At 62.7% G+C, this 26260-nt stretch carries 23 protein-coding genes and 2 pseudogenes; 14 read left to right on the plus strand and 11 right to left on the minus strand.

The window, feature by feature from the left end; genetic code table 11:
- Positions 1-29 precede the first annotated feature (29 nt).
- The 3 genes from gcvT (at position 30) to gcvP (ending at position 4524) form a co-directional block, all read left to right on the plus strand.
- On the plus strand, positions 30-1115 hold the full coding sequence (gcvT, locus tag V7756_RS01410; RefSeq protein WP_335608378.1) for a glycine cleavage system aminomethyltransferase GcvT: 1086 nt from the start codon (positions 30-32) through the stop codon (positions 1113-1115).
- A gap of 47 nt (positions 1116-1162) precedes the next feature.
- Positions 1163-1543, plus strand: coding sequence for a glycine cleavage system protein GcvH (gene gcvH, locus V7756_RS01415; protein ID WP_335608379.1), 381 nt, complete (start codon positions 1163-1165; stop codon positions 1541-1543).
- Between the two features lie 95 nt (positions 1544-1638).
- A complete protein-coding gene (gcvP, locus tag V7756_RS01420; RefSeq protein WP_335608380.1) occupies positions 1639-4524 on the plus strand; it encodes an aminomethyl-transferring glycine dehydrogenase in 2886 nt (961 codons plus the stop codon).
- 9 nt (positions 4525-4533) lie between these two features.
- On the opposite strand, the gene creC is transcribed toward gcvP, so the two are convergent.
- The 4 genes from creC to V7756_RS01440 are packed head-to-tail and all read right to left on the minus strand — an operon-like array spanning position 4534 to position 9332.
- Positions 4534-6006, minus strand: a complete 1473-nt coding sequence (creC, locus tag V7756_RS01425) for a two-component system sensor histidine kinase CreC (RefSeq protein WP_335608381.1) — start codon at positions 6004-6006, stop codon at positions 4534-4536.
- Complete coding sequence (gene creB, locus V7756_RS01430; RefSeq protein ID WP_335608382.1) at positions 6003-6716, minus strand: two-component system response regulator CreB; 714 nt, start codon at positions 6714-6716, stop codon at positions 6003-6005. Before creB ends, creC begins: the two co-directional genes overlap by 4 nt.
- 59 nt (positions 6717-6775) lie before the next feature.
- Complete coding sequence (locus tag V7756_RS01435; RefSeq protein WP_335608383.1) at positions 6776-7339, minus strand: class GN sortase; 564 nt, start codon at positions 7337-7339, stop codon at positions 6776-6778.
- Between the two features lie 28 nt (positions 7340-7367).
- Positions 7368-9332: a marine proteobacterial sortase target protein gene (locus tag V7756_RS01440; protein ID WP_335608384.1), complete on the minus strand. Its 1965-nt coding sequence runs from the start codon at positions 9330-9332 to the stop codon at positions 7368-7370.
- A 379-nt stretch (positions 9333-9711) separates the two neighbouring features.
- Here V7756_RS01440 and mgtE point away from each other — a divergent pair, with 379 nt between their 5' ends.
- A complete protein-coding gene (gene mgtE, locus V7756_RS01445) occupies positions 9712-11340 on the plus strand; it encodes a magnesium transporter (protein WP_335608385.1) in 1629 nt (542 codons plus the stop codon).
- 15 nt (positions 11341-11355) lie between these two features.
- Here mgtE and V7756_RS01450 read toward each other — a convergent pair whose 3' ends face one another.
- The gene (locus V7756_RS01450; RefSeq protein WP_335608386.1) at positions 11356-11766 is read right to left on the minus strand and encodes a PH domain-containing protein; all 411 of its coding nucleotides are present in this window, start codon (positions 11764-11766) and stop codon (positions 11356-11358) included.
- Between the two features lie 290 nt (positions 11767-12056).
- On the opposite strand from V7756_RS01450, the gene V7756_RS01455 reads away from it, so the two are divergent.
- The 10 genes and pseudogenes from V7756_RS01455 to V7756_RS01500 form a co-directional block, all read left to right on the plus strand.
- Positions 12057-12548 (plus strand): MarR family transcriptional regulator, encoded by a 492-nt coding sequence (locus tag V7756_RS01455; RefSeq protein ID WP_335608387.1) that lies wholly within the window; start codon positions 12057-12059, stop codon positions 12546-12548.
- Positions 12545-13606 (plus strand): HlyD family secretion protein, encoded by a 1062-nt coding sequence (locus tag V7756_RS01460; protein WP_335608388.1) that lies wholly within the window; start codon positions 12545-12547, stop codon positions 13604-13606. The genes V7756_RS01455 and V7756_RS01460 overlap by 4 nt, the downstream gene beginning before the upstream one ends.
- A gap of 7 nt (positions 13607-13613) precedes the next feature.
- A complete protein-coding gene (locus V7756_RS01465; protein WP_335608389.1) occupies positions 13614-14651 on the plus strand; it encodes a DUF2955 domain-containing protein in 1038 nt (345 codons plus the stop codon).
- 183 nt (positions 14652-14834) lie between these two features.
- A complete protein-coding gene (locus V7756_RS01470) occupies positions 14835-15341 on the plus strand; it encodes a hypothetical protein (RefSeq protein WP_335608390.1) in 507 nt (168 codons plus the stop codon).
- A gap of 9 nt (positions 15342-15350) precedes the next feature.
- Positions 15351-15806, plus strand: a complete 456-nt coding sequence (locus V7756_RS01475; RefSeq protein WP_335608391.1) for a DUF421 domain-containing protein — start codon at positions 15351-15353, stop codon at positions 15804-15806.
- Positions 15807-15945: 139 nt separating this feature from the next.
- Positions 15946-16677, plus strand: a complete 732-nt coding sequence (locus tag V7756_RS01480; RefSeq protein WP_335608392.1) for an SDR family oxidoreductase — start codon at positions 15946-15948, stop codon at positions 16675-16677.
- Between the two features lie 35 nt (positions 16678-16712).
- Entirely contained in the window at positions 16713-17030 is a 318-nt protein-coding gene (locus tag V7756_RS01485; protein WP_335608393.1) for a DUF6482 family protein, read from the plus strand.
- Positions 17031-17038: 8 nt separating this feature from the next.
- On the plus strand, positions 17039-17440 hold the full coding sequence (locus V7756_RS01490; protein WP_335608394.1) for a GFA family protein: 402 nt from the start codon (positions 17039-17041) through the stop codon (positions 17438-17440).
- A 138-nt stretch (positions 17441-17578) separates the two neighbouring features.
- Entirely contained in the window at positions 17579-17881 is a 303-nt protein-coding gene (locus V7756_RS01495) for a Fis family transcriptional regulator (protein WP_335608395.1), read from the plus strand.
- 92 nt (positions 17882-17973) lie between these two features.
- Positions 17974-18099, plus strand: a pseudogene (locus V7756_RS01500) (alpha/beta fold hydrolase); the annotation flags it as partial.
- Between the two features lie 89 nt (positions 18100-18188).
- On the opposite strand, the gene V7756_RS01505 reads toward V7756_RS01500, so the two are convergent.
- The 6 genes and pseudogenes from V7756_RS01505 to V7756_RS01530 all read right to left on the minus strand — a co-directional run bounded on the left by V7756_RS01505 (position 18189) and on the right by V7756_RS01530 (position 26218).
- Entirely contained in the window at positions 18189-18665 is a 477-nt protein-coding gene (locus V7756_RS01505) for a nuclear transport factor 2 family protein (RefSeq protein ID WP_335608396.1), read from the minus strand.
- 106 nt (positions 18666-18771) lie between these two features.
- Positions 18772-20831 (minus strand): annotated as a pseudogene (locus V7756_RS01510) (pyridoxamine 5'-phosphate oxidase family protein).
- Between the two features lie 60 nt (positions 20832-20891).
- Complete coding sequence (locus V7756_RS01515; protein WP_335608397.1) at positions 20892-21521, minus strand: glutathione S-transferase family protein; 630 nt, start codon at positions 21519-21521, stop codon at positions 20892-20894.
- 192 nt (positions 21522-21713) lie between these two features.
- The gene (locus V7756_RS01520; protein WP_335608398.1) at positions 21714-22616 is read right to left on the minus strand and encodes a LysR substrate-binding domain-containing protein; all 903 of its coding nucleotides are present in this window, start codon (positions 22614-22616) and stop codon (positions 21714-21716) included.
- Positions 22617-22619: 3 nt separating this feature from the next.
- Entirely contained in the window at positions 22620-23516 is an 897-nt protein-coding gene (locus V7756_RS01525) for a LysR family transcriptional regulator (RefSeq protein WP_335608399.1), read from the minus strand.
- Positions 23517-23809: 293 nt separating this feature from the next.
- The gene (locus V7756_RS01530) at positions 23810-26218 is read right to left on the minus strand and encodes a TonB-dependent siderophore receptor (RefSeq protein ID WP_442908931.1); all 2409 of its coding nucleotides are present in this window, start codon (positions 26216-26218) and stop codon (positions 23810-23812) included.
- Positions 26219-26260: the final 42 nt, after the last annotated feature.

A 26260-nucleotide genomic window follows, 5' to 3' on the forward strand; every position in this document is an offset into this window, starting at 1 on the left:
GAAATTCCACCGATCAGAAGGACTGCTGCATGGCCATGCGGACTCCCCTGTACGACCAGCATCTCGCCGCCGGCGCCAAGATCGTCGATTTTGGCGGCTGGGACATGCCGCTGAATTACGGCTCGCAACTGGAAGAGCACCATCAGGTTCGCCGCGACCTGGGCATGTTCGACGTGTCGCACATGACCGTGGTCGACGTCACCGGCACCGAAGCGCAGAACTACCTGCAATATCTGCTGGCCAATGACGTGGCGCGCCTCAAATCTTCCGGCAAGGCGCTGTACAGCGGCATGTTGAACGAGGAGGGCGGCGTGATCGACGACCTGATCGTCTATCTCACCGTGGATGGCTACCGCGTGGTGGTCAATGCCGCGACCCGCGAAAAGGATCTGGCGTGGATGAACCGCCAGGCCGAATCCTTTGCCGTCACCCTGGCCGAACGCCCCGATCTGGCGATGATCGCCGTGCAGGGTCCGCGCGCCATTGAGGTGGCCAAGAGCGTAGTATCCGACGCCCGCGCCGCGCTGATCAGCGATCTGAAACCCTTCCAGGGCCTGCCGGAGAGCGGCTGGTTCATCGGCCGTACCGGTTACACCGGTGAAGACGGCCTGGAAATCATGCTACCCGGTGAAGAAGCTGCCGCACTCTGGGACGCCCTGCTGGCTGCCGGCTGCAAGCCGTGCGGTCTGGGCGCGCGCGATACACTGCGTCTGGAAGCCGGCATGAATTTGTACGGCTCGGATATGGACGAAAGCATCTCGCCGCTGGCCGCCAACATGGCCTGGACCATTGCCTGGGAGCCAAGCGAGCGCGACTTCATCGGCCGCGCTGCGGTTACTGCACAGAAAGAGGCGGGCGATCAGCCCAAGCTGGTCGGTCTGGTGTTGTCAGAGCGTGCTGTGCTGCGCGGCCATCAGAAGGTCATAGTCGAAGGCGTCGGCGAAGGTGAGATCACCAGCGGGACCTTCTCGCCAACCCTGGGCTATTCCATTGCCCTGGCCCGCGTGCCGCGCGCCACCGGCAGTACTGCCAAGGTCGAGATCCGTGGCAAGCAGCTGGAGGTGCGGGTGGTCAAACCCTGCTTCGTGCGCAATGGCCAGTCGGTCGTTGAGTAAGCCGAGTAAGCCGAACAACTTTACGTTTATTTCTTGAGGACAGTCCAATGAGCAATATTCCTGCCGATCTGCGTTACGCCGCCAGTCACGAATGGTCCCGTCTGGAAGCCGACGGCACCGTCACCGTGGGCATTACCGACCACGCCCAGGACCTGCTGGGCGATGTGGTCTTCGTTGAATGCCCCGACGTGGGCCGTCAGGTAAGCGCCGGCGAAGAGTGCGCCGTGGTGGAATCGGTCAAGGCCGCCTCCGATATCTACGCACCCATCAGCGGCGAAGTCATTGCCGTCAACGAAGCGCTGTCCGATTCCCCCGAGCTGGTCAACAGCGCGCCCTACGGCGAAGCCTGGTTCTTCAAGATCAAGCCCAGCGACGTCAGCGAACTGGACAAGCTGCTGGATGCCGACGCCTACGGCGCTGCCATCTGATCCGGCGTTTTTCCCGCTGCAGTAAAAGCCCTGATTCGCGTCGGGGCTTTTTGCTTTCCTTCTTTTGCATCATTCGTCCTTGCAGGTAACCACTCATGAGTAACTCAGTCAGCCTCACCGACCTGGAACAGACCGACGACTTCATCCGTCGGCATATCGGCCCGGACGCCGCCGAGCAGCAAGCCATGCTCGACACCCTGGGCGCCGCCTCGCTGGAAGATCTGGTCGGTCAGACTGTGCCGCAGAGCATTCTGCGCAATGAGCTGCTGGAGCTGGGCGCACCGCGCAGCGAAGCCGAGGTGCTGAGCTACCTGAAGCAGATCGCTTCGCGCAATCAGGTGTTTACTTCCTGCATCGGCATGGGCTACCACGGCACCCTCACGCCCACGGTCATTCTGCGTAACGTGCTGGAAAATCCCGGTTGGTACACCGCCTACACGCCATACCAGCCGGAAATTGCCCAGGGCCGTCTGGAATCGCTGCTGAACTTCCAGCAAGTGACCATCGACCTGACCGGCATGGAGCTGGCCAGTGCCTCGCTGCTGGACGAAGCCACCGCCGCTGCCGAGGCCATGGCGCTGGCCAAGCGCGTGGCCAAGAGCAAGAGCAACCTGTTCTTTGTGGACGAAGATTGCCACCCGCAGACCATCTCCGTGGTGCGCACCCGCGCCGAGGCCTTCGGCTTTGATCTGGTAGTGGATGACGTCAGCAATCTGAGCGAGCACGACGTGTTCGGTGCGCTCTTCCAGTATCCGACGACCTGGGGCGAAATCCGTGATCTCAAGCCGCTGATCGAACAGGTGCAGGGGCAGAAAGGCCTGGCCTGCGTCTCGGCCGACCTGCTGGCACTGACGCTGCTGACGCCGCCCGGTGAGCTGGGCGCCGATGTGGTCTTCGGCTCGGCCCAGCGCTTTGGTGTGCCCATGGGCTACGGCGGACCGCACGCTGCCTTCTTCGCCACTCGCGACGCCTACAAGCGCGCCATGCCCGGCCGTATCATCGGCGTGTCGGTTGATACCCGTGGCAACCGCGCCCTGCGCATGGCGCTGCAGACCCGCGAGCAGCACATCCGCCGCGAGAAGGCCAACTCCAACATCTGTACTGCGCAGGTATTGCTGGCCAACATCGCCAGCTTCTACGCCGTTTATCATGGCCCGCAGGGACTCAAGACCATTGCCGAGCGCGTGCAGCGCCTGACCGCCATCCTCGCCGCCGGGCTGCAGACCGCCGGCATCGAGCGCTGCAACCAGTACTTTTTCGACACCCTGACCCTGAAGGTACCGGGCAAGGCAGGCGAGATCGTCGAGCGTGCTCGCGCCGCGCGCATCAACCTGCGCCTGATCGATGCCGATGCCGTGGGCGTCAGCCTGGATGAAACCAGCACCCGTGCCAGCGTCGAGACGCTGCTGGCGGTGTTTGCCGGCGATGCGCACGGCCAGACCATAGCCGCGCTGGACGCTCAGGTAGCCGGCACCGAGCAAGGCATTCCGGCCGCGCTGCGCCGTACATCTGAGTACCTCACGCACCCGGTCTTCAACAGCTATCACTCGGAAACCGAGATGCTGCGCTACATCAAGTCGCTGGAGAACAAGGACCTGGCGCTCAACCACGCGATGATCCCGCTGGGCTCCTGCACCATGAAGCTCAACGCCACCACCGAGATGATTCCCATCACCTGGCCGGAGTTTGGCCAGTTGCATCCGTTCGTGCCGCTGGCGCAGGCCGAAGGCTACAAGCAGATGATCGACGAGCTGGAAGCCATGCTGCGCGACATTACCGGCTTCGATGCCATCTGCATGCAGCCCAACTCCGGCGCGCAGGGCGAGTACGCCGGCCTGCTGGCGATCCGCAAGTTCCATGAAGCCAACGGCGACGCGCACCGCGATGTCTGCCTGATTCCGACGTCTGCCCACGGCACCAACCCGGCCTCGGCAATGATGGCCAGCATGCGCGTCGTGCTGGTGAGCTGTGACGACAAGGGCAACGTCGATGTGGCCGACCTGCGTCAGAAGGCTGAAGACAACGCCGACAAGCTGTCGTGCCTGATGATCACCTACCCATCGACCCACGGCGTTTACGAGGAAGGTATCCGCGAGATCTGCGAGATCATTCATCAGCACGGCGGCCAGGTGTACATGGACGGCGCCAACCTGAACGCACAGGTGGGCCTGACCCGGCCGGCGGACATCGGCGCCGATGTGTCGCACATGAACCTGCACAAGACCTTCTGCATTCCGCACGGCGGCGGCGGCCCGGGCATGGGCCCGATTGGCGTCAAGGCGCATCTGGCGCCCTTTGTGGCCAACCACCCGGTCGTGCCGCTGGACGGTCCCAACCCGGAAAACGGCGCCGTCAGTGCCGCGCCCTGGGGCAGTGCCAGCATTTTGCCGATCAGCTGGACCTATATCGCGCTGATGGGCGCCATCGGTCTGCGCCAGGCCACCGCCGTAGCCATTCTCAACGCCAACTATCTGGCCAAGCGCCTGGGCGATGCCTATCCGGTGCTGTACAGCGGTCGCAACGGGCGCGTGGCGCACGAGTGCATCATCGACATCCGTCCGCTCAAGGCCGCTTCCGGCATCACCGAGGAAGACGTTGCCAAGCGCCTGATGGACTTTGGCTTCCACGCCCCGACCATGTCCTTCCCGGTGGCGGGCACGCTGATGATCGAGCCGACCGAGAGCGAATCCAAGGCCGAGCTGGACCGCTTCGTTGATGCCATGCTGACCATCCGCGCCGAAATCCGCAAGGTCGAGCACGGTGAGTGGAGCGCGGAAGACAACCCGCTGCACAACGCGCCGCACACCCTGGCCGACATCACCGGTGACTGGCAGCGCGGCTACAGCCGTGAAGAGGCGGTGTTCCCGCAGGCATGGGTCGCGGCGAACAAGTTCTGGCCGAGTGTGAACCGCATCGACAACGTCTACGGCGACCGCAACCTGTTCTGCGCATGCCCGCCGATCGAGTCCTACGAAGACTGAGTTATGGGGTTAGCGACTGCCAGCCGTGGAGCCTTCCTCGGCTGGCAGTAGGCTGTCTCTGGCCAGGCTCAGGATTGCCTCCACGCCACCGCCTTCGCGGTTGTTCAGCTGCACCTGACCGTGGTGCAGCTTGGCTACCTCGCTGACAAAACTCAGGCCCAGGCCGGTACTCTTGCGCTGGCCGTCCGGGCGCGGCAGTGAATAGAAACGTTCAAACACGCGGTTCAAGGCATAATCCGGCACCGCCGGCCCGTCATTGCCAATGCGCAGGCGCAGCGGCTCCTGCTCTGCCTCCAGACTCACCATCACCTGCCCGCCCGCCAGACTGAACTCGATGGCGTTATCCAGTAGATTGCTGATCGCCTGTTCCAGCAGAAAGGCGTCGCCCCGTACCTGGGTGTTACCCCTCTGCACAAAATTCAGCTCCAGGTGCTTCTTCTGCGCCAGCGGCCTTTTGGCCTCCAGTTCGCCGGCCACCAGATTAGCCAGATTCAGGGTTTCGGCCTGCTCCAGATGTTGCAGCTTTTCCACCCCGGCCAGGGACAGCAAGCGATCGACCAGCCGCTGCAGGCGTTCGGATTCGCTGTCGATATTGGCCAGGAAACGGCTGCGCATGGGTTCGGGTACGTTGGCTTCCTGCAGCAGTTCGGCGGCGCCGCGAATGGCCGAGAGCGGCGACTTCATCTCGTGGGTCAGGGTATGCACGTACTGCTCTACATAGGCCTTGCCGTCGATCTCGCGGCGCATGGCTTCGGTGGCACGCGCCAGGCGCGCCAGCTCACGGTCAGCCAGCTTGGGCGGGCTGACGCGTTCGCCGTTGCGCGCGCGCTCCACATAATCCACCAGGCGGCGCACCGAGCGCGTCAGCCAGTACGACATACCGGCGCCCAGCAGCAGGGCGCCGAGCAGAATGATGCCGCCACGCTGCCAGAAATAACCGTGCGCTAGGGTAATGAACGGATGCAGGCTGGCGTTGGGTTTGCCCAGTGTGAGTACGCCGGCCAGTTGCTCGCCCTGATACACCGGCGCGGCGATGTACATGAAGCTGCTGCTTTCGTCCTCGGGATCAATCCGCGTGGTGCGTGCGCCGTACTCGCCCTGCAGGGTCAGGGATACATCGCGCCAACGGGAATAGTCCGCGCCGGTTTCGGTGGGGTCGCTGTGGTAAAGCACAGTGCCGGTTTCATCGGTCAGATAGATCACCAGTTCGCTGCGCGTTTTGTGCCGCGACCAGATCTGCGCGTCCAGCTGGCGCGCGCGGTAGCGTTCCACCGCCTGGCTGAAGGGGCTGCCGGCGGCGAAGCCCTGCTGCCAATGTAGCTCGGCCACTTCGGCCAGCAGATTGGCGCTGTCGACCAGTACCTCTTCGCTGGCCTGGCGCACCGAGGAGGGCACCTGGTTGAGAATGCTGCTGAGAAACAGCACCGTAGCGAGCCCGGCAATCAGGAACCAGGCGATCAGCAGCCGGTTGCTGAGCGTCACGGTTGCGCCTCGGCGGCTTGCATATCAATGCTGTAGCCGAGGCCACGGTGGGTAATGATGGGGTCCAGCGTGGGGGTGATGCGTTTGAGCTTGGTGCGGATGCCCTTGATGTGCGTGTCCACCGCACGGTCAAGGCTGGCGCCGGGATCGTCCCAGGCGGCATCCATCAACTGATCGCGGCTCAGCACGTGCTCGGGGTGGCGCAGCAGGGCGCTGAGAATCAGGTATTCATAGCGGGTCAGGTCCAGCCATTGCTGCTGATAGCGGATGCGTCGGCGTTCGCTGTCATGCAGAAACAGCGGAGTTTCTTCGCTGCCGCGCTCGTTGCCCTGTTGTGGTGGTTCGCTGCGGGTACGGCGCAAGATCGCACGCACCCGAGCGGAAATCTCCCGCGGGCTGAACGGCTTGACCACGTAGTCGTCGGCACCGATTTCCAGCCCCACAATGCGGTCGACCTCTTCCTTGCGTGCGGTCAGAAACATGATGGGCACCGTGGAGAACTGGCGAATGCGGCGGCACAGCTCAAAGCCGCTTTCATCCGGCAGGCCCACGTCCAGCACCAGCAGGTCGACTGGATTCTCCCGCAACCAGCTCATGCCGTCGCGGGCCAGCGCGCACCACTGGGTTTCAAAGCCTTCGGTGGCCAGTGCGTACAGCAGCGCATCGGCAATCGCCGGTTCGTCCTCGATGATCAATATCCTGTCGCCCATGGGCCGCTCTTTGCTTGACTGATCCACCGATTGTGGCGGTTTCTGCAGTGCCAGCGCAATCATGCGGCAGGCTCCAACCAAGCGGTGACCACATAGCGCTGCGGGCCGCCGCTGGTGAGCGCGGCAAATGGATAGCAGGTCACCAGACGCAGTTCGCCGCGTTGGTACTGTAGCTCGATGTTCTCCGTCCTGCTGTCGACTACGCGCTGGCTGGCGATACGGTAGCGATACTCGCGCCCGTCGGCGCCTTGCAGTTCCAGCACCTCGCCGACCTTGAGATGCTCGACAAAGGCGAAGTGGCTGTCCTGATGCCCAGCCAGCACCAGGGTGCCGGCATCGCCCGGCTGCACGCCGTTATCCAGTTGGCCGGGACCGAAGGCCAGCGCCTGGCCGCTCATGCCGGCGAGCACGTAACTCTGCTCGCCGTTGGGCCCGGTCAGCCGCGCCACCGGCCAGGTATCGGCCCAGGCCCAGGGCTTGGCCGCCTCGCCGCTGGCCAGTTGCTGATCCCAGGCGTGGGCGATCAGCCATTGTGCCACCTGCGCCTTGGCCTGTAGCCAGAGCCCCTGGCCCGCAACGCCCAGGGCACCGAGCAGCAGCACCGCTGCAATCAGCTTACGCATGGCCGTTGTTCCAGTGCGCCGGGCGGCGTCAGAACAGCACCAGCATGGCGGCCAGCAGCAATGCCAGCGCCAGACGCCAGAGGCCGGCCAGTCCCAGCGAGGTTTGCGGATAGGCGCGGTGATCCACCGGATTGAGATTGGGCACCTGCTGGCTGTGCAGCGGTTCTTCGGCGCTGCGCGCGGGCACCGGCTCGAGCGCCACAAAGCTGGTGTACTTGCTCATCAACTGGTGCTCCAGAGCCACCGGTAACACCAGATCGCGGACTTCATCATCGCCGGCCCCGGCATTCAGCTTGTCCATCATGGCGTCTATCTTGCGCTGCGCCCACAGCCTTGCGACACCTTCGCTGTCTTGCTGCTCGGGCAGTACCAGGCGCTGCTGCCAGGGCTCGGGTTGCTGCCCGGTCAAGGTGATTTCCTCGGGCAGGCGATTGAGCTTCATCGCTACTACCAGAGGCTGACCGGCGTACAGGTCGGGCAGTTTCTGCGGCCAGGTTTCTGCCTCGATGCCGGGCGGCAGTTGCAGTGCCAGGTGGGTCAGCACCGGGGATTCGAGTTTTTCGAACAGGCGGTTCATCGATTCGCCCACGCCTTCGGCATCGTTGATGGCGGTGAACTGGCCGCGCCCTACTTCTGCTGCCTTGCGCAGCAGATAGTTGTTGGGCGCAGCACCAATACCCACGGTAAACACCCGCGCCTGACGCAGCCGTTGATGGATCATCTGCAGCACGTCGCGCTCGTTGCTCACCGAACCGTCGGTGATAAAGATCAGCTGGCGCAGGTAACCGGGCTCGTTGGGTTGGGTCAGGGCCTCGCGCAGTACCGGCAGCATTTCGGTGCCGCCGCTGGCCGGCAGACCCTGCACCCAGCGCCGGGCTTCGTGCAGATTGTCGGCGCTGGCCTGCTGCGGTTCGCGGAACAGCATGCTGTACTCGCTGTTGAATTCCAGCACGTTGAAGCGGTCTTCCGGCTGCAGACGCTCCAGCGCATAGACCACGCTGCGGCGCGCCTGGCGGATGCGCTCGCCCTGCATGGAGCCGGAGGTGTCGAGTATCAGAAAGACTTCACGCGGTTGGCGCTCTTCGCTAGCGGCGGTGGCCGCCGGCGACAGCATCAGCAGCGCGTAGTAACCATCGCCCACCGCCTCGCTGAACAGCGCCGCCTGATTGCCGACTTCGGCGGGCAGTTGCCATTCGAGCACAAAGTCGCGGTCCATGGGCACCGGGTTGCTCTGCAGAGCTATGAGGTAGCCATGGCCGTCGTAGTTCGTTTCTATGGCGTGGCTGGGGCTGCGTACCTGCGCCAGCTCCATGCCGGAATCCAGATAGAGGTTGATCTGCGCCTGGTGCGAGGTGGAATCGTTACCTGTGGCTGTCACTATAGGGCCTTCTGGCCCGGCGGGGCGTGGCGCAGGGGCTTGTTGCGGGTTGTCCGAGGCCGGCGGTGCGGGCACGAAGCGCGGGGTCATGGTCAGCGGCAGGCGCAGGCTGAAGCGGGTGGCGTCGGGCTGCAGCAGCTCGGTGTATTTCAGGGTCACGCTGATGGTTTCGCCGGCACCGATGTTGGCCACCGAGGTGCGGAACAAGTTGGGCCTGCTTTGCTCCACCAGGCCGCTGCGCTGCCCGTTCTCCTTTGCCTGCTGATAGATCTTGCGCGCCTGTTCGCGCTCATGGATGGCACCTTCGATGCGCCGCTCGCCGATGTCCAGCGTCATCGCGTGCACTGCCGCCTGCTCGCTGACCGGCAACACATACTGCCCCTCGGCAAAGGCGCCGCCGGGGTTGCTGAAGGTCTGCCGGATGCGCACTTCGGCAATCGGCCCGCTCACCTGCACATCCATCTCGGTGTTCAGCAGCAGCGCTGGCTGCCAGGCCGATTCCGCGTCGCTGCGCAGCAGAAACAGCCCCGTGCCCGGCTCTTCAGACTCGTTGGCAAAGGCTGCCTGGCCCAGCAGGCTGGTAACCAGCACTATCCATCCGATCAGATACTTCATGTTGCGTCTCCCTGTGTTCCACCTGGATTGGTAATGTCGCCAGTCTGGAGACGCGATTTGTGCGCTTGATGTGGTTTGTGTGTGCAAGGGCGATTTATTTGCCGGCCGCAAGCGTGCTTCGCTCGGGCCTGTCGTTAGCTGCATCACCCTTGGCCGGGATGGGCCCCGGCCTTTGCAGGAGAAACCGGTCTGCTGCGCTGGTTAAGGTGACCCTGTTCTGGTGCGCAGCGTCTGCCAAGGGTACATTAGGATGCATCTGTAACAGCACCAGCCACCCGACGGCTCCGGCCGTTACCAGCCGTTCGCCCAGCAGGGGCCAGCAGCGCGCGGGGCCTTGACTGTTCGTTGTCCGATTCAGCCACAGGAGTAGTGCGCGCCGATGAGCGAAGCCGACAGCCACGCCATACATACCGAGCTCGATGCCATTGCCGAGGCGCTCGCCAAGGGCAAGCGCAAGCGTGTGCGCAAGCTGCTGCGCGCGATGCATCCGGGCAAGGTAGCCAGCGTGCTGGAAGCGCTCGACCCCGAGCAGCGTCAGGCGGCCTGGCAGCAGGTGGACGACAACACCGAAGAGCAGGTTCTGCGTCACCTGGATATACAGATGGCCGCTGCGCTGCAACGTGACCCGCAGGATGACGATCTGGTCGACGATCTTGATGACGACGACGATCACGGCGCCACCACCCAGATCGCCCGCGTGCGCGACGCGCTGGAGGCCGGCAAATTCAAGCGTGTAGGCAAGGCATTCAGGCAGATGCACCCGGCCAAGGCCGCCGGCCTGCTCGAAGCGCTGCCACCGGATGAGCGCAGCAGCGTGTGGGACATGCTCGACGCCGAGCGCGCCGGCAAGATACTGGTGCACCTGCACGAAGAAGTGCGCGCCCGCCTGGCGCTGGAAATGGACGAGGACGAGCTGGCCGCCGCGGCGCAGAAGCTCGATCTGGATGACCTGGTCGACCTGATTCAGGATCTGCCCGCCGGCAACGGTCGGCACCTGCTGCAGGCCATGGACGTGCGCAAGCGGCAGCAGCTGCTGTCGATGCTGTCGTACCCGGAGGATTCCGCCGGCGGCCTGATGAACACCGACCACCTGTCGGTACGCGCCGATGTGCGCGTGGGCTCGGTATTGCGCTATCTGCGCCTGCTCGAAGACCTGCCGGACCACACCGACAAGGTCATGGTGGTCGACCGCAAGAATCGCTATCAGGGTGTGCTGCGTCTCAGCCGGCTGGTCACCAGCCCGCCGGAGGCGCAGGTGGGCGACGTGATGGATGCCGAGTTCAAGGCCCTCGACGTATCGCTCTCCAGCAGCGAAGTGGCGCGGCGCTTTGAAGACCTCGATATCCTTTCCGCCGCGGTGGTGGACGATAACGACGTGCTGCTCGGCCGTATCACGGTGGATGACGTGATGGACATCATCCGCGAAGACTCCGAGCGCGCGATGATGAGCATGGCCGGTCTGAACGATGAGGCCGACATGTTTGCGCCTGTGCTCACCAGCGCCCGGCGCCGCGCCGTTTGGCTGGGCATCAACCTGGTGACCGCATTCCTCGCGGCCTGGGTGATAGGGCTGTTTCAGGGCACGCTGGAGCAGATTGTGGCGCTCGCCGTGCTCATGCCGATCGTTGCCAGCATGGGCGGCATCGCCGGCAGCCAGACACTCACACTGGTCATTCGCGGGTTGGCGCTGGGGCAGGTGGAAGGCGGGAACGCGCGCCTGCTGCTGGGCAAGGAGCTGGGTATCGGCTTTTTGAACGGACTGCTGTGGGCGGCGGTGGTCGCTGCCCTGGCGATTCTCTGGTTCAAGAGTTGGCAGATCGGCGCCATTATCGGCGCCGCCATTCTGCTCAACCTGCTCTGCGCCGCGCTGTCGGGCCTGATGATCCCGCTGTTGCTGCGCCGCCTGGGGATTGATCCGGCGCTGGCCGGCAGCGTGATCCTGACCACGGTGACCGACGTGATCGGCTTTCTTGCCTTTCTTGGGCTGGCGACCATCTTCCTGCTGTGATCGCCTGCCAGATGCTCAGGCCACCGGGTTGCTCACGCCCTCGATCTCGCGCTTGACCGCCATGGGGTCATCAATGTTCTTGAAGGTCACATCGCTGATGCCGCGGCCGGTCAGCTTGACCGTACCGTAACCGAACATGCGGCCCCACACGCTCTGCTCGATCTCCACGGTCTCGATGGAGGTCAGCTTCATTTCTTCGGTCTGTCGGCTGATGATGCCCTTCTTCAGAATCACCCGCTTGTTGGTCACGCCCTGCTCGATCGAGCGTAGCCGAAAGTACTCGTAGATCGCGACTAGCCAGGTAATCCCCAGCGTCGGAATGCCGAGCAGAATCCAGATGTACATGGGCACCTTGGCGAACCAGTGCAGGTGAAAAATCTTGTGAACGGCTTCGCCACTGGAGAGTGATTCTTCGATATAGGACATGGAGCGCTCGCAGAAAAAGAAGTAAGCCGGCGCCCTGCGCCGGAATGAATACCCAGACTCTAACCAAATCCGAGGCGCCGCAACAGCGCATCGTCGCGGCGCATTGAGCGTTCCGCCGTCATGCTGCCAGCCTTTTTCCCGGCAATCGTTGCATGCAGGCCACGCAGTGTTGCATTAGGGCGGATAAGCTTAGCTTGCTAAATAAATTATCCGGCGTAGAATTGTGCTTAGCAGGCTAACTAATAAAATGGCCTTTGACCTTTTTCGCCAGGCACCAGCCGGAGCAGCACATGAGCACGCCCAAGCAGTCGAACGTTTATCTGCACGAAACCCTCAAGCCCTCCATGGGCGCGGCGCTGGGCCGCGTGCATCGGCTGTGGCGCAGCGCCATCAACCAGACGGTGGGTGAGCTGGGCATTACCGAGGCTCGCTGGGCGGTGCTCATGCATCTGGACAAGGTGGGCGAGGGCTGCACCCAGCAGGCCCTGGCCACCGAACTGGCCATCGAGATGCCGTCGCTTACGCGCACGCTCAACCAGTTGGAAGAGCAGCAGCTGATCGAGCGCCGCCGTGATGAAGCCGACCGCCGCGTGCATTGCCTGTGGTTTACCGCCCAGGGGCGTGAGCAGGTAAGGCTGCTGGAGGTACACATTGCGCAAGTCCGTGAAGATATCTACCGCGGCCTGTCGCATCAGCAGCTGGATGCCTTTGCCGAGGTACTACTGAGTATGGAGCACAATGTGCGGGTACTACTGGGCAATCAGCAGGAGACAAGTGAATGACACCCGATCAGCTATTTGCGCGCTGGGTGCGCGTGGCCCTGATACTTTTTGCGCTGGCGTTCGGCTACTTTCTGGCGGCCGACCTGTGGATGCCGCTGACCCCGCAATCGCGCGTCATGCATCCGGTCATCCGCATTGCGCCGCAGGTCAGCGGCCAGGTAGTGGATGTGTACGTGAGCAACAATCAGCACGTCGCCGCCGGTGAAGTGCTGTTCAGCATAGACCCGCGTCCCTATGAACTGGCGGTGCAACAGACGCAACTGGCGCTGGAAGCCGCCGAGCGCGACAACAGCGGTTACGACGCGTCGCTGGCGGCGGCCGAGGCAGAGGTGAGCTCGGCCCAGGTGCAGCTCAACGAGCTGGCACGCGAGCACAAGCGCCTGGCCACCCTGGTAGCGCAGCAGAACGTATCACGGCAGCTGTACGAGCAGACCCAGGCCAACTATCAGGCAGCACAATCCAGCCTGGCCAGCGCCAAGGCTCGGGCCGAACAGTTGCGCGTGCAGCGCGGTCTGACCGATGAAGACAACTTGCGTCTGCGTCAGGCGCGCAATGATCTGGAGCGCGCCGAACTCAATCTCAGCTACACCCAGGTACGCGCACAGACCGATGGGGTGGTCTCCAATATGCAGCTCAAACCCGGCACCTATGCCACGGTCGGCAGCTCGTTGGCGGCGCTGGTCAGCGACGAGGCCGATGTGATTGCCGATTTCCGCGAGAAGTCGCTGGTGCACATGGACAGTGGGGAGTCCGCCGCCGTAGTATTTGATGCCTTGCCCGGCCAGGTATTCGCCGCCCGGGTAACCGCTGTGGATGCCGGCACCCAGCAGGGTCAGTTGCTGCCCGATGGCAGTCTGGCGGCGCCGGAAACCTCCGACCGCTGGGTGCGCGATGCGCAGCGCCAGCGAATTCATCTGCAACTGGAGCAATCGGAAGTACTCTCGCAGTTACCTTCAGGATCGCGCGCCACGGTGCAGCTGTATCCGGTCGGCGGCCCGGCCAGGCTGCTTGGCGGCCTGCAGATCCGCATGGTCAGCCTGATGCACTACGTGTACTGAGGCCGCCATGAGACCCATACTGCTGATGAGCAAGACCCAACTGGACGCCAACGACCTGCGCCAGTGCCTGCGCATCGCCTTTGGCGGCATGCTGGGGTTTTTGCTGTGCAAGCTGATGGGCTGGAACTACGGCGCCTTTTTTGTCGTGCAGCCGATTCTGCTGCTCGCCATGGTGCCCAAGCTCAACGCCCATGTGATGCGCCAGTTTCTTGCCAACATGTTGATGGTCAGTTTTGCGGTGCTGGTCGTGCAGGGCCTGTTTGGCGACAAGCCGGTGCCCATGACCATTCTGGTCGCGGCCATGTTTGCACTGCTGTTCAGGCAGATGAGCAGCGGCACCAACTTCCTGTTTGGCGCCATGTCGGTGGTGAATATGTCGATGCAGCTGCACTTCGCCAGCTATCCCACGGCAGATATTGGCGACATAGTCGCTTCCAACATCGTCTCGGTGTTCACCACCCTGTTTATCGCCATGCTGATGCAAGTGGTATTTGGCGATGTGGCGCCGCGCCAGCCGCGCCAGATGCCGGCCAAGCCCATCACCAATCAGCGCCACGAGGTGATTCTGGCTACCACAGTGGCTACCCTGTCGTTCATGGTGTTTCAGGTGTTCAATCTGCAGAGCGGTTTGTCGGCCCAGGTGGCCAGCATTCTGGTGCTGTTTCCGCTGAACTGGCGCGGCGCCGGACCGGCCGGCTGGAACCGCGCCCTGGGCACCCTGGTGGGCTGTAACCTGGGATTGGTGGTGCAATTTGTACTCATGGATCACTTCGACGTGCTGCCCTTTGTTGCGGTGGGGCTCTGGGTCTGCCTGATGCTCTTTGCCCGTATTCATCTGCTGGAAGGTGGCACCGGCGCCGGCATGGCTGCACTCACCACCATGGCTATCCTGTTTGGCCAATACCTCTCGCCGCGGCAGGATCTGTTCTACAGCGATCTTTACCGTTTCTGGTCGCTGGCCATTGCGGTCACCCTGTCGTTGATCGCGGTCTACCTCATGCATCTGCTGCTCAACCGCTTTGCCGCGACGCGTTTTCAGGTCTAGCCGACCAGCTCCTTTTCTGTAACGACCCTATCTGCCCGGCCTGCCGCAGCGCGGCTGCCGGGCGCCAGAGCAGATTGCCTGAACCGAACCGTTATACCGCCGCTCCAAATGCTTATGGCCGGCAGCGGTGCTGCCTGCGCTGAACGATAAGACACAGCGGGTCAGCCCGCACGCGAGAGGGCGATGAGCAGCAAAGACGACTTTGCCAACCGTTCCTACCCGGTAGAAGAGAACATGCAGCTGCAGCGTCGGCAGTGGCTGATCGAGCGTGCAGGTTGGTGTGGGCTCTGCCTGGTTACCATCGCCGCATTGCTCGGCCTGTTTGGTACCGGCGTGCTCAGTACCGCCCGCGTGGTCGCCTCGGATAACAACCTGCAGGTCGAATATGGCCGTTTCGAGCGCAGCGGCGCGTCAACCCAATTGAAGATCAGCGCCCGGGGTGACGCCGCTGGCCAGGTGAATATCAGTGTCGAAGGTCAGTTCTTCGAGCGCTTTTCGCTGGAGAATCTCAACCCTCAGCCCAGCGAAACGCAGAACTATGCCGCCGGGCAGCGCATGACCTTCAATACCGCGCCGGGACAGCTGGCGGTTATCTATCTGTCGGCGCGGCCAACCCGGCCAGGCTTGGCTAGAACGACCATCGGCCGGGCCGATCAGCGGCTTTCCTTCACTCAGTTCGTCTACCCCTGAGGCACGCCAATGGACTCCATACTTCGCGCCGCCGCCATCTATCTGGTCGTTCTGGTCATCTTCCAACTGGCCGGGCGCCGCACCCTCTCGGAAATCACCACCTTCGATCTGGTGTTGCTGCTGATCATCGGCGAGGCCACCCAGCAGGCGCTGCTGGGCGACGACTTTTCCGTTACCAACGCCGTGCTGGTGATCATTACCCTGGTGCTGATCGATATCGGCCTGTCGCTGGTCAAACGGCACTTTCCCGCTTTGGCGAAAATCACTGACGGCCAGCCCATCATCATTGTCGAGCAGGGTCGGCTGATTGCTGCGCGTGCCAGGAAGGCCCGCATAGATGGCGGCGACGTGCTGGAGGCAGCGCGGCATTCGCACGGGCTCGAGCGGCTCGATCAGATCAAATACGCCATTCTGGAGAAAGACGGCAAGATCTCCATCATCCCGGCGCCAGGCGCAGCCCCGTAACGCGCGGATCGCCAGCTCGATGATGGCAGCGTGCCGGGCCGGGTAGTCGGGCGCTGGATTGTGCGCAGGCAAGGGGGTAAGTTAAGGCAAAGCCCGCCAGGTGCTTGACTGCCGCTTGCACCAACCAAGGACCGCCGCCGTGACAGCCCCGCCAGACAGCAACCACTCAGCCCTGCGTCTGCAATCCTTTGGCGCAAATTACCGCGCACTGGTGATCGGCAGCAGCGGAGCGCTGGGGCAGGCGTTCTGCGCGCAACTGCGCAGTGATACCGGCTGCGCTCAAGTCACTGAATTGAGCCGCCATACTCTGCCCGCGCTTGATCTGACCGACCCGCCAAGCATCGCAGCAGCTGCTCAGGCCCTGGCCGACCAGGGGCCCTATCAGCTGATTCTATTGGCTACCGGTATACTGCATGCGCCCTGCATTGCGCCGGAAAAGTCTTTGGCTGCCATAGAGGCGGACGCTCTACAGCGGGTCTTTCAAATCAACAGTCTGGGCCCGGCGCTGGTGCTGCGGCACTTTCTGCCACTGCTGGACGCCAGCGGCGCCATGGCCGTGCTATCCGCCAAGGTGGGCAGCATTGAAGACAATCGCCTTGGCGGCTGGTATGCCTACCGCGCCTCCAAGGCCGCGCTCAACATGCTGCTCAAGACCGCCGCCATCGAACACGCCCGCCAGCGACCGAAAGCGCGCCTGCTAAGCCTGCATCCGGGCACTGTGGTGTCAAAGCTGTCCGAACCCTTTCGCGGCGCTGCGAACGCCCGACCCGCCGCCCAGGCCGCCGCAGAGTTGTTGAGAGTCATAGATCAAAGCAGCGCGCAGGACAGTGGTGGCTTCTTTTCCTACCAGGGCGAGCGCTTGCCCTGGTAAGCCACAGCCGCTTGGCTGCATACGAGGTAAGGCACATGAAGCTGAAAGAACTGCTGCACCTGGCGACGCAAGGCAAAATCCGCGAGTTGGAGTTGCTCTCGCTGGAGGGTGGTATCTACCTGCTGCGTGCACATCTGGCAGAGCAATGTCGTACCTTGCAGGATGAGCGCGGCAAAGCCATGCACCTGCGCTCCAGCACGCACCTGCGTGACCTGCTGCGCGAATTGCCGAGAGGCACGCCACCGCCACCCTGCGTGCTGGTGCAGCATGTGGTGCACGATGAAATGTGCGGCGTGCGCAATGGCGTGATAGCGCCGCTGCGCATGCCGATTTCGCTGGCTTCGGCGTGGTGAGTGATCCAATGAACAGCTCCTGCACCTTTACCGGCAGTTGCCTCTGCGGCGATGTGCAGCTGAAAGCCAGTGGCCAGCCCTACCGGGTGGGCATCTGCCACTGCCAGGATTGTCGCAAACATCACGGCGCGCTCTTCTATGCTGCCGCCGTGTTTCCGCAGAGCGCCGTTATCATCGAAGGTGAAACCCGTCATTACCAGGGCCGCCACTTCTGCCCGCGCTGCGGCTCATCGGTGTTTGCACGCAGCAATGACGAGATAGAAGTGCACCTGGGCGTTTTGGAGCAGGGTGACCAGCTGGTGCCAACCTATGAGGTCTGGACCTGCCGACGCATGCCCTGGCTGCCTGCGTTTGCCAGGATGAAAGGTTATGAGCGTGATCGCGAGAATGAGGGGCGCGCTGAAAATTGATGATTATTCGGCTGCGCGCGTTGTCACGGCAACGCTATGGATTTGCTTCACGGCTTCATCAAGAAGAGCCAGAAAACACCTGCGTCCGATCTGGCTACCGAAAAACGGCACCGATCAGTTCTATAGAGGCATAATTTTATGAATCGCCATATTGGTTCCGATTTAGACGACTTTCTTGCCGAGCAAGGTCTCGGTGAAGAGGTTTCGGCTGCGGCGCTGAAGCGCGTCATCGCCTGGCAAATCAGTGAAGCAATGCGATTACAGAAAGTGACGAAAAAGGCCCTGGCTGAACGTATGTATACCACTCGCACGGCAGTAGATCGAGTTCTCGACCAAAATGATCCAGGAATGACTATTGCCACCTTGACCAGTGCAGCGCGAGCGCTAGGTCAGCGGGTTAAAGTTCGGCTGGTCCCGGATATCGGGGTCGACAACTCCTGAATAAAGGGGCAAGGGTCGGCGGCCAAATCGGCCTTTCATCGTTCAGGGTTTTCAGCTATATCCCAGGTATTCCCTGGCAGCTTGTACTGCGCAAGGCTTCGGCCGCGTTGGTCAAGGACGCCAAGCTGATCGTGTATGAGGGCGCGCCGCACGGGCTGGCCGATACCAACAAGGAGCAACTGAATCAGGATCTGTTGGACTTCCTGCAAGCCAAGTGATGGTCAAGCAGCAACTGAAAAGCCGGGACGCGCGTCCCGGCTTTTTTTTGCCTGCCAGCAAACACCACGGCATGGCGTGCCCCGCGCGGCTACAAACCCAACTGCGACAGCCCCGGATGATCATCCGGGCGGCGCCCCAGCGGCCAGCGGAATTTGCGCTCGGATTCCTGGATGGGCAGATCGTTGATGCAGGCAAAGCGGTGAGCCATCAGGCCGTTCTCGGCAAACTCCCAATTCTCGTTGCCGTAGGAGCGAAACCAGTTGCCTGAGTCGTCATGCCATTCGTAGGCATAGCGCACGGCAATACGGTTGTCGGTAAAGGCCCAGAGCTCCTTGATCAAGCGGTACTCCAGCTCCTTGCTCCACTTGCGCTCGAGAAAAGCCTGTGCTTCGGCGCGGCTCGTGGCAAACTCCGCGCGGTTGCGCCAGCGGGTGTCCGGGGTATAGGCCAGGGCGACCTTGGCCGCGTCGCGGCTGTTCCAGCCATCTTCGGCAAGGCGCACCTTCAGCACGGCAGACTCGCGGGTAAAGGGCGGCAGGGGCGGTCGATTTTCAATGTCAGTCATGCTGGGCGCTCCGTTGTTTGCATAGGGTCGGTGAGCCTGCGATTGCAGGGTTGTTCAGGGGTGAAAGAGTCGGCCCTGTGGGGCCGCTCGTGTCGCCAAAGCTGTTTCAAATATCCAGCACCAAAGGCTGCGCGCCGCCGTCCTGTTCTGCCGGGACCGCGCAGCAGATCAGCACACTGTCTGCCTCCGGCAGCTGTGCGGGTGGGTTCGGGTAATGCACCTGGCCGCTCACCAGACGGGTTTTACAGGTGCCGCAGGAGCCGCCCCGGCAACTGTAATCGGGGTTCAGCCCACGGCTTTCAGCCAGTTCCAGCAGGCTGCCGCTGTCCGGCGTCCAGCGTGCGTCCTTGGCCGATGCGGAGAAAAACACCGGCACCGGCCCGCTGGCGGGCGGTAGCTGTATTGGCGCAGCGGCCTGCTCGACGATCAAACGCTGCAGCGCCGAGGGGCCAAAGGCTTCGGCATGGATACGCGCATCCGGAATATTCAGGCCGCGCAGGCCGTCGTACATATCCTGAATAAAGCTGCCGGGACCGCACAGATAGAAGTCATAGTCATCCAGCGGCAGCCGCGCCTTGATCTGCGCAAAGTCGAGCCGACCAATGATCTCGACGTCTCGGCCCACCACGGCATCCGGGTCTGGGTCGCTCAAGGAGCGATGCAGATGCAGGCGCTCCGGGTCGCGCTGTTGCAAGGCCAGCAGCTCGGCATGAAAGGGCAGGTAGGCCAGGGTTCTGGCGCTCTGGAACAGGTGGATATGGCGCGGCTGTTGATGCTGCTGATTCTGCGCCGCCAGCTCGCGGAACATCGAGAGCAGCGGAGTAATGCCCACTCCGGCACCGATCAGCACCACGGGGCGCTGCGTGTCTGGCACCAGGGTAAAACTCCCCATGGGCGGGCGAACCTCCAGGAGATCGCCCACCTGCACATGCTGGTGCAGGTGATGCGAGACCGGCCCCTGCGCCTTGACGCTGATGCGAATCCGCCTATCGGCCGGCGCGCTGGACACGCTGTAGGTGCGGATCAGCGCGGCGTCTTCACCCTTTGGCGTTATACGTACCGGCACATGCTGCCCCGGCGCAAAGGCAATTTTCGCATCGTCCTGCGGCTGCAGGGTGAACGAACGGATCTCGCTGGTCTCCTGCTGTACCTGCGTGACGCGCCATTGATGCCACTGGCGGCGCTGCTCGCTCTGGCGCAATTCTCGTCCGCCTCTGCCCAGTTGCCGGTGGCCAGGCTGGTGGGTGCGTAGTCGTGAAGTTCCCAGCGCAGCGCGGTAGCCGCAGGACGCAGCACCATCTGCTCTACCTCGACTGTCCAGAAACGCTCGGCGGCAGTGAAGGCAGGAATCAGCGGGCTCTCGAGAATCAGCTCGGTGTGGCCAGTGACCTGCAGCACATCGCCAGTGCTGAAATCGACAAACAGCAGCCCGGCGACCGGATTGGCCTGCAGGTTGCCCAGGGTATTGAAGAACAGGTTGCCGGCGTAATCGGGAATGGTCAGCTTGTTGCCATCCACTTTCACAAAACCGGCGCGGCCGCCCCGGTGCGACACATCCACCGAGCGGGTCTGCGGGTCGTGGTCTACATAGCTGGCGACAAAGAAGGTGTCTGCCGCGCGAATCATCTCGGTCGCGCGCGCATTCAGCCCGGCAAACGCCTGGCAGGGTGCGCGATCTCCGGGTTGATCTGTGGCGAACGCGTAGGTCCTTGCCTGAATGTATTTGGGGCAGTTGCCGTAGGAGTGTTCCACCGTGAGGCCGATGCCTGCAGCGGATGCGCTCTGGATCACGCCGTTGACGCGGTTGCGGCGCCGGGTGTGCAGCTCGATCCCCAGCAGCCCGATAGCATTGCCGGCTTGCAGGCCGGCGTGCGCCGGGTCCTGGCTGTCGGCTTGCGCTGCCAGATGCAAGCGCTGCGGATCGAGGGAGCTGACAAAGCCTTCCGGCCCTTCCAGCAAGGTGGCCCACGGCCGCTGCTGCGCATCGACTGCACCGACGATCATAAAGGGCAGTTGCTGGTAGAACTCGCGGTGCTGATCGGGCATGTGATTGCGAATCACTTTCTGCCCTATCACTTCCATCCGTTCGGCCACGCTATAGATTTCCTGCAGCGCCCTTTCCCCGCTGTGCCAGGGTGAGCGACGGTGCTTGGGTAGATGATCCATGGAGTGCGCTCCTTGAGAGAGCTACCGGCAAGCCCGGCAGCCCAGGGGGTACTGCGTGGCTCAGGCGGCCAGCAGGCCGGCAGCGGTCTGCTGCATGGGCACAAAGCCGGGCAGGGCTTCTATCCGCTCAAGCCAGGCGCGCACATTCGGGTACTCATCCAGCGATACATTGCCTTCCGGCGCATGCGCGGTGTAAGCGTAGTTGGCCACGTCGGCAATGGTGGGCTTGTCACCGGCGAGGAAGGGCGCGCTAGCCAATTCGGCCTCCATCACCTTCAGCAGGGCATGGGCGCGGTTGATTACTTCCTCGGCATTGAAGGCCGCGCCAAACACGGTAATCAGGCGGGCAGTGGCGGGGCCGTAGGCGAGCTGACCAGCAGATACCGACAGCCAGCGTTGCACCTGCGCTGCGGCCAGCGCCTCTTGCGGCAACCAGTTGCCTTGGTCGTACTTCTTCGCCAGGTAAACCAGAATGGCATTGGAGTCGCTGAGGCGGGTGCCGTTGTCATCAATTACCGGTACCTGGCCAAAGGCGTTGATTGCCAGAAATTCGGGTTTTTTATGCTCGCCCTTGGCCAGATCGACAAACACCAGTTCGGTGGGCACCTTGAGCAGTGAGAGCAGCAGTTCGACGCGGTGGGCGTGGCCGGAAAGCGGGTGACGATACAGTTTGATAGCGGGCTGAGACATGGTGAAACTCCTTTTGCAAGTCAGGTGGTGGATGCCAGAAGTCAGCGCGGTATCAAGCCGGTTCGGTGGCCTCTGCGCTGGTAGATCTATCCTGCACCCGCTGGCGTTCCAGCAGAATCACCACGCCGGGCAATGCAAAATTCCGTTTTCTGAAAGAAAGCCCCGGCGCGCTAGCGCCTTTGCCGAGGGCGGTCAGTCGGTAAAGGCGGGGTGCGCGCGCAGCTTTGGCGTCGCAAAATCGATGAATGTGCGCACCCGTCCAGCGGCTCGCCGGCCGTCGCGGTAGATCAGATGCACCGGCAGGTGCTGATCGACAAAATCATCCAGCACGGTTTCAAGCAGGCCGCTCTGCAGCTCATGGCGTGCTTCATAACTCATGCAGCGAATCAGCCCCAGCCCCAGGGTGGCGGCATGAATGGCGCCGCCCAGGGTGGTACAGCTGAGTGCGGGCGCAGGCTTCACCACCCGGCTGCCACGCTCGCCGCGAAAGCGCCATTCGTTCTGCTCGCCGGCGACGGTAGTCAGCACGCTGCGGTGCGCCTTGAGGTCCTCCGGCGTCTGCGGCCGACCCCACTTGGCCAGGTAGGCGGGGGCGCCGCACACCACCGGCCTGGCCTTGCCCACCGGCATGGCGAAGCCGGAGGAGTTGGGCAAATGCCCGACCACCAGGGCCACATCAATATTTTCTTCCAGCAGATTGGGTACGCCTTCGCTGGCCCGGGTAAGCAGCGTCACCTCCGGATAGGCCGCTAGATAGTCCAGCGCAATGGGCATGAACACCTGCTGATCCATCAGCAGCGGCAAGGAGACATTCAGCTGCCCGGCGGGGCTGGCATGCACACCGCTGGCGGAGCGTTCGGCTGTCTCGGTCTGGTCCAGAATCTGCCGGCAACTGGCTGCAAAACGGTCGCCCGCCGGGCTCAGCTCAACACCGCGTGGCCCGCGCAGCAGCAGGGTGTTGTTCAGGCGCGTTTCCAGCGCAGCAACGGTGCGCATGATGGTCGCCGGGGAAAGCGCCAACAGCCGCGCGGCCGCGGCCAGGCTGCCGGCCTGGGCCACGGCGGCAAACACCTGCATCTCCCGGTAGCGGCTCACGGGCTAGATATTCCCGACCTGTTGCAGCGCCGGGTCCTGCTGGAACCGGCTCACGCAAAAGTCGACAAAGGTGCGCACCTTGGCGGGCACCCGCCCTCCGCCCTGATACAGCACATGCACCGGCAGCGCAGCTGCTTCATATTCGCCCAGCACAATTTCCAGCTCACCCTTGGCCACCAGCTCGGCCACCTGATACGACAGCGCGCGCGTGAGCCCCCAGCCAAGCCGCGCCGCATTGATCGCCGCCTGATTGGAGGTCACTTTAAGGCGGGGCTTGGGGTGCAGGGTCATGGTGCCCTCCGGCAGGTTGAACTGCCAATCGGTCAGCAGGCTGCTGGCAGACGACATGACAATGGGCGCGGCCAGCGCCTCCTTGGGGTTTGTCGGCCGCCCAAAACGATCGAGAAAGGCCGGCGCCGCGCAGATCACCGGGCGAATCTGCCCCACCTTGATGGCCTGCAAACCGGTGTCCGGCAAACGGCCGATGCGAATGGCCACGTCGGCGCCTTCATCCACCATGTTCACCAGACGGTCCAGCAGCAGGGCGTTGATGGTCACCTGCGGGTGCGCGTGCAGATACTCGGTAATCAGCGGAATCAGATACAGCTCGCCAAACATTAACGGCGCCGTGACCGTGAGGTTGCCGCGCGCGCGAATGCTGCTGCCGGTGGCCAGCTCTTCGGCTTCATCCAGATCCAGCAGAATGCGTTTGCAGTCCTCCACGTAGCGTCGGCCCGCTTCGGTCAAACGCAGGCTGCGGGTGCTGCGCGCCAACAACAGAGTACCCAGGCGCTTTTCCAGCCCGACAATCACGCGCGTAACGCTGGGCGGCGACATGTCCATCAACCGGGCACCCCCGGCAAAACTCTCCGCTTCCGCCACGGCGAGCAGTACCTTCATTTCCTGAAACCTGTCCACACGCACCACCCGATATCGAAACTGACTGAAAATTGCCTAAGGCGCTGCCAGCATAGCCTGCGTGCGGGCGCCGCAGGGCTAGATTGTGAACTCAACCTGTTTTGGCTGGTTGGCAGCGCAGTGCATTGTCATGCGGCTTCAGTGTATTGCATCTGCGGGTGGTGGCTCGCCGAATACAGCGCCTAGGCCGAAACATCAGCGTTTCGGCTTGTTCTCCCATGGTTATTTGAAGGCACAGGGCGCAGCGCTCAGCATGGCGGCACCGGTTACTTTCATCAGAACTGCGGGATGTATTTGACGCTGAACATCAGGTTGCGCGGATCGCCGAAGTTGTTGCTGCCATCGGTGGCGGCATAGCCCGGCAGGTAGTAGCGCTTGTCGAACAGGTTATTGGCGTTCACGGCCAGGCTGATTTCGTCGTTCAGACGGTATCCCAGTCGCGCGTTCCAGACGGTGAAGCCAGGCACCTCGAACTCGCGGTCGTAGCTCAGGGTATGGCTCTGCGAGGTAAAGCCGCCGCCCACGCTAAGGCGGTTCCAGTCCCCGGGCAGTTGATAGTCGGTCCACATGCGCAGCATATGCTTGGGCGTCCACTGGCTGAAGGTTTTGCCTTCATTGTCCGGATCATCAAGAAACTCGGTGGTGTTGTAGGTGTAGCCGGCGAACAACTGCAGCTCGGGCAGCACCTCGCCGCTGAGTTCGGCTTCGATGCCCTGGCTGCGCACCTCGCCCGAGGCATTGGAGCAGTACCAGCCATCACAGAGGAAACCGGAGGCAACGTCGGTCACCGCGCGATTTTGCTGGTCGTAGCGGAACACGGCCAGCGAGGTATTCACCCGGCCCTCCAAGAGCTCGCCCTTGAGGCCCAGCTCATAATTGCTGCCGATGATGGGGTCCAGTATCTCCTGTTCGGCGGTTCGTCCGCTCTGGGGTTCAAACACATCGGTGTAGCTGGCATAGAGTGCCCATTCCGCGCTCAGGTCGTAGACCAGGCCCAGGTAAGGCGTGAATTCGCCGCTTTCGGTGCGGCTATCCTGGTAGCCGCTATCGGGCAGCTCGTAGGTATAGTCGAACCAACTGGTGCGGGCGCCGACCACAGCGGTCAGCGGCTCGGCCAGCTTGACCCGCCAACTGCCGTACAGGCCCTTCTGGCGTACGTCATAACCGGCGTTGGTAGCGGTGCCGCCCGGCGATGCAAGAATATCCTCTACGCTGGGTTCGGGACGGTGGTGGTCGATATCGAAGATGTTGCCGCCAGCCACAAAGCGCCGCGCGTAAAAATCATCCGAAGTGTATTTGGAGTAGTTGCTGCCAAGGGTCACTTCCTGTTCGAGGGAGAACGCCTCGAAACTGCCGTTGATGAACACGTCCAGGCCAAGCTTGGTCGACTCGAAGTCGGTGATCCAGTCGGCAAAGGTCAGGCCGCTACCGTCCTCGGCAACAACGCCGTGCATGCGCTGATGCGTGGAGTCGTTGTGCTCGCGCATGCGCACCGCAGCCACCTTGAATCGCCAGGTGTCAGCGAAGCGATGTTCCAGGTCGGCGTAGAGGGTGTTCTGCTCTATGTTGTTGCTGTTCCAGGTAGCGCCGCTGTACGTCGAGCGCGAAAAGCCGATATCGCTGCCGTCCGGGTAGCGCGGCAGGCCGCGGATCATGGGCCGTGAGTCCAGGTCGGTGTCGCTCATGCCAATGCCCAGGGTGGTGTCTGGCGTGAGGTCGAAATCCAGCGCACCGTAGAGCGAGGTGGTGTCGCTCCATACGTAGTCAGTAAAGGAGTGCGTATTGTCCTGATCGACCACCATGCGGCCGCGAATGCTGCCGCTGTCATTCAGTGGGCCGCCGGCATCCGCCTGCAGACCGTAGTGATCCCAGGAACCCGCCTTGCCGGTGATACTCAGGGTGGGTGCAACCTGGCCGCGCTTGCGCACCAGATTGATCGCCCCGCCAGGGCTGCCGGTACCTTGCAGCAAACCGGAGGCGCCCCTGAGAATTTCCACGCGGTCAAAATACACCAGATCCTGCGTCGTCCAGTTGCCCAGCACGTAGGTGTTGCGCGGAATAGGCACACCATCGTACTGCCAGTCATCTATCTGAAAGCCGCGTGAAGAAATCACCATGCCCGGGCCAATGCCGGTAGCGCCGACCAGGCCGGTAGTCTGATTGACCGCATCGCGCAGGTCGGTGATGTTCTGATCATCCAGTTGCTGGCGCGTGATCACGCTGACCGACTGCGGGATTTCCTTGAGGCTATGCACGCCCTTGCCAATGGTCACAGCGTTGGCGGCGTAGGAGCCGCTGCCTTCGGTGGTGGTGTTGTCAACCTGGCCCAGCACCGTCAGGGCGTCCAGCTCAACCGCACTGCCCTCAACCTGGCGCTGAATACTGAAGTTGCCGGTCTCGGTGACGTGCAACTCCAGGCCGTTGCCGCGCAACACGCGTTGCAGCGCCTGCGTTGCGGTGAGCTCACCTGCCACTGCCGGGGCTGTTTTGCCGCGCACCAGGGCCGGGTCCAGCGACACGACCTGGCCGCTTTGGCGGGCAATGGCATTGATCGTCTCGCCCAGGCTCGCGGCGGGTAGATCAAAGTGCAGAGTCTGCTGGGAGTTGGGTTCGCTGTAGGCGTAACCAAAGGGGCCGGCGCCAGCAAGCGCGATGACAACAGCAAGAACGCGGGGTCTGAACACAAATTGCTCCTGATTAATTGGGTGTAGTCAGGAGATAGGTGG

It is taken from the genome of Halopseudomonas sp. (assembly GCF_036961105.1).
In the GTDB taxonomy this organism is placed as follows: domain Bacteria; phylum Pseudomonadota; class Gammaproteobacteria; order Pseudomonadales; family Pseudomonadaceae; genus Halopseudomonas.